Annotated in this window: 11 protein-coding genes; 2 read left to right on the top strand and 9 right to left on the bottom strand. The window is 28.4% G+C overall.

What is annotated here, in order from left to right; translation table 11 throughout:
* Positions 1 to 9 precede the first annotated feature (9 nt).
* Positions 10 to 606, bottom strand: a complete 597-nt coding sequence (locus RT575_RS00125) for an NUDIX domain-containing protein (protein ID WP_313577866.1) — start codon at positions 604 to 606, stop codon at positions 10 to 12.
* A 41-nt stretch (positions 607 to 647) separates the two neighbouring features.
* Between RT575_RS00125 and RT575_RS00120 the strand changes: the two genes are divergently transcribed.
* On the top strand, positions 648 to 1046 hold the full coding sequence (locus RT575_RS00120; RefSeq protein ID WP_313577864.1) for a hypothetical protein: 399 nt from the start codon (positions 648 to 650) through the stop codon (positions 1044 to 1046).
* Between the two features lie 45 nt (positions 1047 to 1091).
* Here the strand turns inward: RT575_RS00120 and RT575_RS00115 are convergent, their stop codons facing one another.
* From RT575_RS00115 to RT575_RS00100, 4 genes are read right to left on the bottom strand one after another with little or no spacing between them, the layout of a single operon-like run.
* Positions 1092 to 2810 (bottom strand): ABC transporter ATP-binding protein, encoded by a 1719-nt coding sequence (locus RT575_RS00115; protein ID WP_313577862.1) that lies wholly within the window; start codon positions 2808 to 2810, stop codon positions 1092 to 1094.
* Positions 2803 to 3543: a DUF6796 family protein gene (locus RT575_RS00110; RefSeq protein ID WP_313577860.1), complete on the bottom strand. Its 741-nt coding sequence runs from the start codon at positions 3541 to 3543 to the stop codon at positions 2803 to 2805. The genes RT575_RS00115 and RT575_RS00110 overlap by 8 nt, the downstream gene beginning before the upstream one ends.
* A gap of 19 nt (positions 3544 to 3562) precedes the next feature.
* Entirely contained in the window at positions 3563 to 4228 is a 666-nt protein-coding gene (locus RT575_RS00105) for a VOC family protein (RefSeq protein WP_313577858.1), read from the bottom strand.
* A 20-nt stretch (positions 4229 to 4248) separates the two neighbouring features.
* Positions 4249 to 6000 (bottom strand): ABC transporter ATP-binding protein, encoded by a 1752-nt coding sequence (locus RT575_RS00100; RefSeq protein ID WP_313577856.1) that lies wholly within the window; start codon positions 5998 to 6000, stop codon positions 4249 to 4251.
* Positions 6001 to 6120: 120 nt separating this feature from the next.
* Here RT575_RS00100 and RT575_RS00095 point away from each other — a divergent pair, with 120 nt between their 5' ends.
* Positions 6121 to 7101, top strand: coding sequence for an AraC family transcriptional regulator (locus RT575_RS00095; protein WP_313577854.1), 981 nt, complete (start codon positions 6121 to 6123; stop codon positions 7099 to 7101).
* Positions 7102 to 7538: 437 nt separating this feature from the next.
* Here the strand turns inward: RT575_RS00095 and RT575_RS00090 are convergent, their stop codons facing one another.
* The 4 genes from RT575_RS00090 to RT575_RS00075 form a co-directional block, all read right to left on the bottom strand.
* Positions 7539 to 8372 (bottom strand): 1,4-dihydroxy-2-naphthoyl-CoA synthase, encoded by an 834-nt coding sequence (locus RT575_RS00090; protein ID WP_313577852.1) that lies wholly within the window; start codon positions 8370 to 8372, stop codon positions 7539 to 7541.
* 134 nt (positions 8373 to 8506) lie between these two features.
* Positions 8507 to 10549 (bottom strand): pitrilysin family protein, encoded by a 2043-nt coding sequence (locus RT575_RS00085; RefSeq protein WP_313577850.1) that lies wholly within the window; start codon positions 10547 to 10549, stop codon positions 8507 to 8509.
* Between the two features lie 13 nt (positions 10550 to 10562).
* Complete coding sequence (locus RT575_RS00080; protein ID WP_313386740.1) at positions 10563 to 11885, bottom strand: pitrilysin family protein; 1323 nt, start codon at positions 11883 to 11885, stop codon at positions 10563 to 10565.
* Positions 11886 to 12042: 157 nt separating this feature from the next.
* Positions 12043 to 13653, bottom strand: coding sequence for a family 10 glycosylhydrolase (locus RT575_RS00075; RefSeq protein ID WP_313577848.1), 1611 nt, complete (start codon positions 13651 to 13653; stop codon positions 12043 to 12045).
* Between the last annotated feature and the right edge of the window lie 119 nt (positions 13654 to 13772).

Here is a 13772-nt window from a genome sequence, read left to right as displayed (position 1 = left end):
ATTAATTATTTATAACAAATCTAAATAATATTCTGTAAGTAATTTAATATTTGGATAAGAATTTTTCAATAAATGAGGAATTTCATCTTTACTTTTCCATTCTACAGCTTCAATACCTTCCTCGGTTTGTGGTATTGGTCTTTCTGTACCGTTATAAGCTACCTCAAACCAAAAAGTTTCTTTAATAATATATTCTTCAAGAAAATAAATATGATAGGTTGGCATCAAAAAACGTTCTAATTTAAGCCCTGTTATACTACATTCTTCTTCTATTTCTCTAATTGCAGATTCTTCTTTTGTTTCTCCTTTTTCCATTTTTCCTTTTGGTAAATCCCATTTACCTAATCGGAAAATAAATAAAAAATCGTCGTTAGTATTACGTACAATTCCTCCTGCTGCTTGAATTAATTTATAATACTTTAAAAATTTTGACCAAACTTCATCTATTTTATCGCTATATATATTGACATCTGTAGATGATTTTGATGATAATAAATGAAATGCCTCATCAAATTGTGATTCATTTTGAAACAAAACATTTTTTGCCTCTTTTCTTGATTGGTTACAGAAAGTTAACAAACTTTCATTAAAAAAAACTTTGTACATTTGGGTGATTTGTTACAAATTTATAAAAAACTCACAAGGATATGAAGGTAAATACAAATAAAGTACGCTTTGCTAAAAATCAACAAGAAGCTTATAATTTCTTATTAGATATGAAAAATTATGAGCAATTAATGCCTGAAGATACAAAATCATTTGAAGTTCATGAAACTGGGAATGGTTTTACTGTTGGTGTTGGTGCTTTACCTAAAGTTGGAATGCGTTTGAAAGAGTCTATAGAACCATCTAAAATTGTTTTTGAATCTCCTGCTCCAGCTTTTGAATATACGCTAACAATAGATATAGATGCTATAGATGAAAATTCTTCTGAAGTTGCTCTTGATTTTGAAGGTAATTTTAATATGATGATAGAAATGATGGCTAAAAAACCTCTAACTTCTTTTATAGAAACTATAGCTGAGAATTTAGGTAAAATAAAATGATAAATTTAAAAAAGTAAAGCCCAATATAAATTGGGCTTTACTTTTTTAAATTTTCCAACCTCCAGATTTTTGCTGAATGTCCCACATTTTTTTATAAATAGAACCATTTTCTAGTAATTGATTATGTGTTCCTATTTCTGCAATATGACCTTTTTCTAAAACCAAAATTTGATTTGCATTTTTTATTGTTGCTAATTTATGAGCAATAACAATAACTGTCTTCGATTTCACTAATTCTTGTATAGCTTGTTGAATATAAATCTCATTTTCAGTATCTAAACTTGCTGTTGCTTCATCTAATAAAATAATTGGTGCATCTTTTAATAAAGCTCTTGCTATACTTATACGTTGTTTTTGACCTCCAGAAATTTTATTTCCCCCCTCACCTACTTTAGTTTCTAATCCTTCAGGAAAATCAAAAGTAAAACTTAAAACCTCTGCTTTTTCAGCGGCTTCCATAATTTCTTTTTTTGTTGCTGTTGGTTTACCAATTTTTATATTATTATAAATTGTATCATCAAATAAATAAACTTCTTGAAAAACCTCGCTAATTAATTCATAGAAAGATGCTTGATTGATATAGCGAATATCTATTCCCCCTATTTTTATACTTCCTGAATCTATATCCCAAAAACGAGCTATGAGAGAAGCTATCGTTGTTTTTCCTGAACCTGAATGACCAACTAAAGCCAGCATTGATTTCTCTGGAACACTAAAACTAATATTATGTAAAATTTGTTTTTCTTGATAACCAAAATTGACATTCTCAAAATTTATATCATAATGTGATGGAAATTCACTTTTAGAAGTTTCCATTGTTGGAGCTTCTAAAACGTTTATAATTCTTTGAAGACTTTCATTCATATAACGAAGCATTATATAATCTACCATTATAATTTTTAAAGGATTATAAAGATTATATCCCATAATCAAAAAAGTAATTAATACAGGAATAGTGATTGAATTACCACTCAGAAAATATAACCCTAAAGCAACCATAATCAAAAAGCAAATCTCAAACACAATTGCTGCAGTTACAATGAAAGGTCCAGGTATAGCTTCTAGCTTAATACTTTTTTTTCGAATATCTTCAAAAGATTCTTCTAGAACTTTATGTTTTTGTCCAATTATCCCATATGATTTTAGATGTTGTATTCCCTGAACATATTCTAAAAATTTAGCTCCCATATTATTTCTTGCTTCTATTTGTTTACGTCCTAATCTTGAAACAAGATAATTAGCTAAAGCCAAAAATGGGTAAATCAGAGGTAATGCTAATAACAAACATAATGCTAAACGCCAATCATAAATAAATAAAAAAATAGATAAAACAGTTGTTCCAAATATAGCCGAAGCCAAGTTTCCTATACTATGTCCAAAAATACCTTCAAAATTTGCGACATCTTGTAAAATAATAGAAGCTATTTCTCCAGGATCTTTTTGTTTAAAAAATCCAAGTGAAAATTTCTGTATCCTATTCCCTAAATTAATTCTCAATTTTTTAGAAAGATCATAAACCAAAAGGTTCGATTTAATCATAGATTGAGATGCTATAAAGAATTGAATAATCAGCATCATTCCCATTAGAACTGTCACTATCCAAATTTTTGATAAATTAGGTTTATCAGAAAATAATTCCCAAATTACAACTAGTAAGATTCCAGAAGGAGCCGCAATAAATATACTATGCAAAACTTCCCAAAAAATTACTTTATAGGTTTCTTTCCGATTATAAGAAGTAACGTATTTTAGATTCTTAATCATGATTTTCTGTTTTGATTAAAAGTTTATCTCTGTATAAAATGAAAAGTAGAATAAAAAAGATTAGATAGGAAATATTAAATCCAGCAGATCCTATCCAACCTTTTAATTCTGAAGAAGGCATGAAATGTATTATAGGCTGTTGATATAAGGTTAAAAAAAACGGTGTTATAAAACCAAACCATTTTGGTAATGAAGTTTTACCTAAAAATATAAAAATAGCATAGATAATCCAACCTATAAACATAACAATAATAGCTGTTCCCCAAGTAATATATAAACTCGTTGTAAATCCTGATGCTATCTTTAAAAGATAAGGATGAGCAATTTTATCTGTAAAATAAATTGCTTTGAATATTTCTCCTACATAATAATAAACCGCATGTCCAAGTGGCATTAATAAAACACTAAGAATAAGTAAATAATAATTTGACCAAGCAATCCATTTTGTTTTAAATTGATTATTTACAAATTGATAAGATAACCAGATTCCAGGTAAAAAAAGTACAGCAGTCATAGCTGCAATTAAAGCTCCGAACATTAACCTATTTGTTGATCCTTCTAACATAAGAGTTGCTAAAACAACATCGACCTGATCTGCGTAAGTTTCAGAAAAAAGAGGATAATCTGATGGATTAACTTCAAATCCTGCAACAAACATGTCTCCTACTACCCAACAAATTGAAGCTATAATAGATGATAAAAAGGCTAATTTTATTTTTAATTGATTATTCATTGTATTGTATATTATTTTATTAAATTAAAATATGTTCGATTTTTAATGTACTATTTTCAAATTCTACAGACTGTAAACCAATCTTATCTTTTACTAATTGTAAACCTGTCTTATCCAGAAGAAGATTATCTAAAAGTGAAATGTTTAAATTGTCTTTACCTATAATTATTTTAGATACAGACTGTATTCCATTAGGATGTTCAATTTTACGAGGTCTTGGATTTGGAGTATACGCTGACATTATAAAAGGAAAATAAATATCATTAGGCATTAGTAATTCCCATTTCAAGATTTGATTATTAATATCTCTTCTTTTTGCCTTATGAAATTTGAAAGGTTCTTTTTCATTTTTAAAAAATTCTCTTGCTATATCTAATTTTTTTATTCTTGATTCTAATGACCATTCACACCAGCCATTCTCTATATTTCCCCATTTATTTATTCTACCTAAAACAGATTGATAACCAAATAGTTTTATCATACATCTTATTGGTAATGATAATCCTGAATTAGTATAAATTTCAACAAATATTCCTTCTTCAAACCATATAATTGCATTATAAGCTTTTTCTGGATCTGTTCCATATTCTACTACAAAACCTTCTTTTTGAAGTTTAAATACAGATTCATGTAAATCATTTACACGATATAATACATGACTAAGTTGTATATTTTCTTTTTGCATTATTTTCTCTTCTTCATTTTTTACATCACAAAATCTTTAGCTCTTATATGTGCATTCCACATTCTATTATAAACACTACTTTTTTCTAACAATTGGTCATGTTTTCCTTCTGATACAATTTTTCCTTTATCCAAAACAATAATTTGATCTGCATTTGTAATTGTACTTAATCTATGAGCTACGATAAGAACTGATTTATTTTTTATTAATTCATTGAATGCAATCTGAATTTTATATTCATTTTCTGGATCTGCAAAAGCTGTTGCTTCGTCTAAAATTAAAATTGGTGCATTTTTCAATATTGCTCTCGCTAATTGAAAACGTTGTTGCTCTCCTCCACTTAAATGGACTCCAGATTGACCAAACATTGTTTCATAACCATTAGGAAGACTAACTATTAAATCATGTATTTGAGCTGCTTTTGCTGCGTTTTCGACTTCCTTTCTAGTTTTATTCATATCCATTTTTATGTTATCATACATACTTTGTTGAAACATAAAACTCTCTTGAAAAACAAAGGATACCATTTCCATTAATTGTTCTATAGGATATTTTTTTATATCTATTTCTCCTATTTCTATTGTTCCATCAAGAACATCCCAAAAACGAGATAACAATTGTCCTAAAGTTGTTTTTCCTGCTCCAGAAGGTCCTACTATAGCTGTAATAGTATTCTCTTTCAATTCAAAGTTTATATTATTTAAAACCAGATTTTTTTCATCGTAAGCAAAAGAAACATCACGAAAGATTACATTATAATTATTAGGAGATAGTTTTACAGAATTATTCTTTAATTCATTTTTACTTAATAAACTATCTATTTGTTCAACTCCTCTATTTATTATTGAAATCTGCATTCCCATATTGCTTAATACAAAAAGAGGTTTTATGTAGCCTGTTCCTAAAATCAAAAAAAGAAGAAAAGTTGATAAAGAAAGTCCATTATTAAAATAAAGATATAATCCTAAAACTAGAACAGGTAACATAGCATTACTTGTAAAGCTCATAAATATTGCAAAACTTGGAGTACTTTTCTTAATCCATTCTCCCACAAAACCATTAAACTTTTTTACTGTATTTCCATATTTATCAAATGTTTCTGCAGACTGACCAAAAATTTTCATAACAGGCATTGCTCTCACATATTCTACAATACCTGCATTCATATCTTCCAAAGATTGATGATAATCCTGTATTAATTTTTTATTTTTTCCTCCATACATTTTCGGAAGTAATACCACTAAAACAACTAAGGGAAGAAAACTAATAAGAGCAAGCCTCCAATCCTGAGTAAATAAGAATATAATAGTAAGTATGGGTAAACTAACACCTTTTACAAAATCTGGAATTTGATGTGCTATGAAATTTTCTATTCTTTCTACATCGTCTGCTAATATTTTTTTTAAAGCACCCGAATTGTAGTTTGATAGATATCCCATTGGTAAATTACCTACTTTATCTGCAATATATTTTCGAAGTTCAAATAGTATATTATATGCTGCTATATGAGATAATATTCCTGATAAAAAGAGTAGAAACATACTTAAAATAGCTGCAATAATAGCATAAATTATATATGTTTTTGTTAATGTAAAATTTATATCTTGTTTTGTTAATTCCTTTATAATATAAAATACTATAACATATGGAATCAAGCTAAGAAAAGCATGTAATATTGCTAATAAACCTGAAAAAAATAATGTTATTTTTCTAGCTCCAGCAATTTCTAATAGTCTAACAATTCCTTTTTTCTTATTTACTTTTTCCTTCATATTTATTAAGAATTATTCTAAATAACTTATATCTTTGGCAAAGTTAAAGTTTCAGAAATCCTAAGAAGTCAGTGAAACGGATAAAAATGTATGAATAAAGGATAAATTAAAATTTAATCTATGAACTTGAGACTATATGATAAAACAATGGGATACACCTTAATGGAAAAGGCATATCCTAACCCTATCACACATGACAATTCATTAACAGAAACAATAACACACTTAGATCATTTTGGTGCAAATGGTTATTATAAAGAGATTTTTTTTGAAGGAATACACATAGGTTATGGAAATGCAAAATTAGCAAGAGAAGTTAATTTAGGTTTTGAAACAGATTTTGAAACAATAGAAATGCATTTTGCTCTAAAAGGTAAAAGTAGTGCAATTGCAGAAAAATTTGGTAAAAGTATAAGTTTTGATTCGTATCGACATAATATCATTTATGCGAATGGTCTTTGTGGAGAAATGAAATGGGAAGAAGATATTTTTCAATTATGTGAAATAAATTTAGCTCCGCATTTCTTTAAACGTTTTCTTCCTGAAAATCATAAAATTTATGATTCTTTTAGAAATACAATAGAACAACAAAATTCTAATTTATTGAATACTCAACATTATCAAATTACATTACAAATGCATCAGATTATACATGATATAACAAATTGTAAACGTGAGGGTATTTTTAAGCGAATGTTTCTAGAATCAAAAGTTATAGAATTATTAATGCTTCAATTAGAACAATTTACTTACAATGAAAGTTTTACTACAAGTACTTTAAAGAAAAAAGATATAGATAAAATACACGCAGTTAGAGAGTATATAATTAATCATATTGATTCGACATATTCTTTAATTGATTTGGCTCATTTAGTAGGTACAAATGAATTTATGTTGAAAAAAGGATTTAAAGAATTATTTGAAACAACTGTTTTTAGTTTTTGGAACGATTTGAAGATGGAAAAAGCCAAAGCATTATTAATTGATAATCAGCTAAACATAGGTGATATATCGTATCAAATGGGATATCAGAATCAACGAAGTTTTTCAGCTGCTTTTAAAAGAAAATATGGTATTTTACCAAGTCAAATAAGAAAATAAGCGATACTTTTGGTACCGCTTTATTATATTGAAATTGTTTAAAAGAATTAATTCTAATCACTAATTTACAATAGTGATTGACGCGGCATCCTTTTTAGATTGGATACATTTCGACATCCGCTCAATGTCCAATCTAAAAAGATATAGCAGAAAGCACGATGCGGAGCAATTGTCCAAAAGAATAAACATAATTTTAAAAAATTAAAAAAAAATCTTTACTAACCATAGTAAAATAATATGGTCACTATAACCAATATTACTGTTGTTATAATTAGTGCTCTTTTCTCTACTTTTGTTCCTTTAGGATATAATTTTATAAATCCTACAATATAAACAATAAACAAAAGAATTCTTTTTAGTTCTTCTCCCAAATTACTTTGCCTTATGCGTTATGAAATTTATTACCTTAATTACATCAATAAACTTTAACAAATTTATTATCTGAATTTAGAAAAGTCTCTTGGACGTTTTTCTAAGAATGCATTTCTTCCTTCCACTGCCTCTTCAGTTCCATAAGCAAAACGTGTTGTTTCTCCTGCAAAAATTTGTTGTCCAACTAGACCATCATCAACTAAATTAAATGCATATTTCAACATTTTAATTGCTGTTGGAGATTTCGTTAAGATTTCTTGTGACCAATCAAAAGCTACTTGTTCCAATTCATCATGAGGAACAACTAAATTAACCATTCCCATGTCATAGGCTTCTTGAGCAGAATAATTTAATCCTAAAAAGAATATTTCACGTGCACGTTTTTGACCTACTTGTTTTGCTAAATAAGCTGAGCCATAACCTCCATCAAATGAAGCAACATCTGCATCAGTTTGTTTGAAAATAGCATGTTCTTTAGAGGCTAACGTCATATCACATACTACATGTAGAGAATGTCCTCCTCCTACAGCCCAACCATTTACAACTGCTACAACAACTTTCGTAGAAAAACGAATTAAACGTTGTACTTCTAATATATTTAAGCGTCCAACACCGTCTTGACCTTCGTACCCTTTTGCACCACGAACACGTTGATCTCCTCCAGAACAAAAAGCCCATCCTCCATCTTTAGGTGAAGGTCCTTCTCCAGTTAACAAAATTACACCTACTTCTCTATCTTCTTCCGCTAATTGAAAAGCATCTAATAATTCGAAAACAGTTTTTGGACGGAATGCATTACGAACTTCAGGACGATTAAAAGCTATACGCATTACTCCATCACATTTCTTGAATGTAATATCTTCGTATTCTTTTACAGTTTGCCAATTTATATTTGTCATTATATGTATTTTTATTTTTTTAAAATTTTATCAAAAATAAGATTTATTGATTAAAAACCCATTAAGGAATAATATAAAAAGGCAATCTTATTTATTCTAAGATTGCCCTTTTAATTGAAAATATTTAAAAAGAATTATTTAAAATCTTTATCTGATACATTTTTATTTACTTCTATACTTTTTATCGTAATTTCTACTTTTTGTGCACCAGATTCTGTCACAATATCAGTAGGAAATAAAATCCCTTCAAATGTATTATAAGAGCTATTTATTGTTGAAGCTACAACATCTCCTTGTGGTGTTTTCTGAACTTGTTCTGTTTTCACTAACAAACCTGATTTTATATCATAATAATCTGTACGGTTTAGTTCAGAAATAATTACCTTATAATAATCTTTACCATTTTCAGTAACAATTCCGTCTACTTTTGCTTTCTTATAAACATCAGATAATGGAATAAATAATGTATTTGTCTTTTTTAAAGAAGCAATCATATCAGCAGGTAAATCAACTTTTTGCCCCATATCATAAAATCCTTTTTCACCGTCAAAAACCTGTTTTACTGTCATTCCTCCAATATTCATTATAGTAATAGTTTTATTTGGTGCTAAGTCTTTTTTAATATACTCACCATTCATTCCCATTGTTTCAATTTTTCCTTTTTGAAAAATCGATTTCACTGCTTTTACTTTATCAGCTCCTCCAATTGCCTTAAAATAATTATCTGTTATTTGGGCTACAGTAACATTTGTCGTTTTTACTCCAGATGTTGGCTTATCAGTTTTATTACCATACGAGTCATAGTAATTTACTGGATAACCTAATTTCTCTAAAGAAGGCGCTATTTGTTCTAATTTACCAGTAACTATAATTTTCGCTTCATCAGGACGAAAATATTTCTTAGAAACACGTAACACATCATCAACTGTTACAGCATTTATATTTTTAATATAATCTGCATAAAAACTATCTGATAATTGGTTTGTTTTCTTTGTTAAAGCTTGGTTTGCTATTGTTTGAGGACGTTCTAAAGTCAAAATAAAATTACCTAAGAATTTAGCTTTTACATCTTCCAATGTTTTTTGGTCAATTTTATTTACTGTCATTCCTTTAATCTCTTTCATCGTTTCAATTACAGCAGAATCAGTAACCTCATTACGAACTGTTGCATTTGTACTAAAACGACCAATAAAACGAGAATCTGAAACTCCTCCTCTAGCTCCGTATGTCCAACCGTGAGCTTCACGTAAATTCATATTCAATTTAGAATTGAAATCTCCACCTAAAATTGTAGAAGCAATAAGTACTGCATAATAATCAGGATCCTTTTTGGTTAAATTTACTGGATAAGAAACAGAAACAACAGACTGTACAGCATTAGGCATATTAATCGCATCTAACTCCGTTTTTTTAACCTCATCAACTTTTGGGAAAGCTGGAATATCTAATTTTCCTGCTTGCCAAGATTTAAAATTCTTCTCTGCTAATGCTTTTACTTCTTTTGTCGAAATATCTCCAACAACAATTAAATATGCATTATTTGGTTTGTAGTAGGTATTATAGTAATCTTTAACGTCTTGTAGTGTAATTTTTTCTATTTGTTCTGGTGTGTCAAATTCAGAAAATGGGTTATTTTTTCCATAAACCAAAACATTAGAAACTCTAGATGCTGCTCTTTCAACAGATTTTTCATTCGATTTTAATCCTTCTATATATCGTTTTTTAACATCTGCAAATTCTGCCTCTGTAAAATTTGGATTAATAGCCCCATCAGCCATATAACTAAAAATTTCATTAAAATATTTAGTTAATGAACTTGCAGAAGCTCCTTCATCCCAAAAATTAACATTAGCACCTAAAAAATCTATACGTTTATTAAATGCATCTTTTGATTTTGTTGTTGTACCAGTTCCCAACATTTCACTTAAAAGAGATTCTGCTCCTTTTTTAGTACCTAATGCAAATGGAGGATTATCAATTGTTAATGTAGCAGAAACTCTTGGTAATTTATGATTTTCAACAACAAGAACTGTTAATCCGTTTTTTAATTTAAATTCATTCGGTTTTCCTAAATTTATTGTTGGAGCTGGTCCAGATTTAGGCATTGGAACTGTAACTTGTGCACTAAGACTAATAGCCATAAATGCTATTGTAAGTGATAATATCTTTGTTTTCATAATTTTCAGTCGTTTATTTTACAGCTTTTTTAGATTCTGGTAAATAATTAATAATTACACGTTGGTTCTTATTCAAATATTTCTTAGCAACATTTCTTATATCTTCTCTTGTTATAGATTGATATATTTTTAATTCTTCGTTGATATTATTTGTATTTCCACCCAACATATAAGCATCAGCTAAAGCATGTGCTAAATTTTCAACGCCTGATTTTGATGAAACAAAATCATTTTCAACTCCATTTAAAATTTGTTGATAATCTTCCTCAGAAATTAAATTTTGTTGTACTTGTTCTATATCTTGTTGTAAATCATTTTCTAATTTATCTAAAGAAATATTGCCTTGTGGTAATATACCTATTGAATAAATTCCATAATCTTCCATTTGACGATTAAAAGCAAAAATCTGTAAAGCTTCTTTCTTTTCATCTACATATTTCTTATAAAGTATAGATGATTTACCTCCGGTAAGATAACTAGACAACATTTCTAATGCATATGCATCTTTTGATTTATTACCTGGTGTTCTATAATTAATAGCTAATAATGGAATTTGAATATTTGCATCATATTCTGTAGCGCGAATTTCTTCTGTAATTGGATCTTCTTGAATAACAGTTTTTACAACATCTTTCCCTCGAGGAATAACTCCAAAATATTTTTCTATTAATTTTTTTGCTTCATCAGTTTTAAAATCTCCTGCTACAACTAAAACTGCATTATTAGGAACATAATACTGTTGACTAAAATGTTTAAAATCCTCTAATTTAGCTTTACTTAAATCCTCAAAAGACCCAATCACACTCCAGCGATATCCACTTTTCTTAAAAACATGAGGATTTACGGCTTCTCCATAGGAAAATTTACCATAAGGCTGATTATCCAAACGAGAACGTTTTTCCTCTTTTACAACTTCTTTTTGTGTATCAACTCCAATTTGATTAATTATTGGCTGTCTTAATCGATCAGATTCCATCCATAATCCTAATTCTAAATTATTTGATGGAAAAGTTTCATAATAATATGTTCTATCTGTTGTTGTATTAGCATTATTTGAACCTCCATGAGCAGAAACAATTTTAAACCAATCTCCTCTTTTTATATTCTCAGTTCCTTCAAATAATAGATGTTCAAAAAAATGTGCAAAACCAGTTTTTCCAACTTGTTCATCTTTAGAACCAACATGGTACATAACTCCAGTAGTAATAACAGGTGCTGTGTTATCCTGATGTAAGATTACATGTAATCCATTTGGAAGTGTATATTCATCAAATTTTATTTGCTGACCAAAAGTAATTGATCCTACAAATAAAATTGACATAAGTAATTTCTTCATCTATAATTTTTTTTATAATTATTGTTAGTCTTTTATTAGTAATCATTGACAACAAAATGTTACATTTTATTATAGAAATATATTAGTTATTTCAAAAAAGGCAGAATTAAGTTAATACTTAATTCTGCCTTTTTTAAATATATATTTTTTTATTGTATTAATCAATTTTTACGGCTGTATAATCACTTTCATTTCCTAAACGATCTACACCTTTAATGGCTACTGCTGTTAACTTTTTACCGTTCTTTAATTTAGGCATTGTTTCACTTGTTATTAATCCATCTACAATTGTTGTCTCCCAATCATTATTATATCGAGAATACACAACCCATTTAGAAATATTATTAGATGGTTTACTATCATTCCAATTCATTGTAAGAGCACTTGGTTTTGAATTGATATATAAATTTGGTTTTTCTAATGGAGTTGATTTTATCCATGTCATACTAGGGATCAACGCCTTTTCCTTATAAGGTCCTTCTTTTAAATAATTAAGCATAGATGGATTTTTTGTTAAACCAGCAACAGACCAATGAACAACACCAACATTATTTTGTAATATTTGAGCAGCCATTTTTACTTGATTTGTTATTTCAGCTGTTCTATCAGAAACCTTAACCTCAACAGTATTTAAACCTGGCCAAAGATGACGGTTTTGAGTATTTTCTGATTTCCACCATTCTAATAATTTAGGGAAACTTTGCCCTGTTGAATTAATAGGCCAATATAATTGAGGAGAAAAATAATCTACCCAACCTTTATTTAACCATAATTTTGCATCTGCATATAACTCATCATATTGCGAAGAGCCTGTAATTCCAGAAGGATAACCTGGTTTCCATATTCCAAAAGGGCTAATACCAAATTTTACATATGGTTTTTCTGATTTTATTTCTTTGTAAATTCTTTCTATAATTGTATTAACATTCTCACGACGCCAATCTGCTCTAGATAAAGTTCCTCCAGTTCTTTTATATTCATTCCAAGTTGTATTATCAGGAAAATCTGCACCTCCATTATAAGAAGCATATGGATAAAAATAATCATCAAAATGAATTCCATCTACATCATATCTTGTTACTATATCTTTTACAACTTCAGATACATGATTTTGGGTTCTTTTATCAGCTGGATCAAACCAATACATTCCATTTTTTAAACGAACAATATTTGATGGAGATTTTTTAACCATAGATTCACTTGTTACGGGACCTCCACTACTATGATGAGCTCTATAAGGATTTATCCAAACATGTAATTCAATACCTCTTTTATGAGCTTCATCTATCCAAAATTTCAAAGGGTCATAATAAGGTAATGGACTTTTACCCTCTTGACCAGTTAAAAAATATGACCAAGGTTCATAGTTACTTTTATATAATGCATCAGCCGATGGTCTTGCTTGAAAAATAACAGCATTAAAATTATTAGCCTCCAACATATCTAACATTTTTATAACCTCTTCTTTTTGTTGTTCAGTTGTTAAATCTTTTTTGGATGGCCAATTTATATTTGCCACTGTAGCAACCCAAGCAGCCCTAAATTCTCTATTTATTTGAGGTAAATCAACTTTAAAAACTTCTGCTTTTTTTACTATAGCTGTTGTTACAGTTGGTTTTTCTTCTTTTATAGGTTGAACTGGTTTTGTAACTTTATTCTCAACTCTTTTATAAACAATTTTCTTAGAAGTTTTATTTGTAGAACATGATGTTACTACATATAATAAGACACTTAATATAATTATTATATATCTTTTATTTTTTAGCATAGACAGTAGAACTATTATTTTCTACAAAGTTAATAAATATTATACAGTTTATTTGTTATAGTGTATTTCTTAACAATAATAATTTTATTATATAACAAAAAAAGCCTTGGTTTCCCAAG

Origin of the sequence: Chishuiella sp. (assembly GCF_032109125.1) — a bacterium.
Lineage (GTDB): Bacteria > Bacteroidota > Bacteroidia > Flavobacteriales > Weeksellaceae > Empedobacter.
Note: the sequence above shows the minus strand (reverse complement) of the source record. Positions and strands in the feature narration are given on the sequence as shown.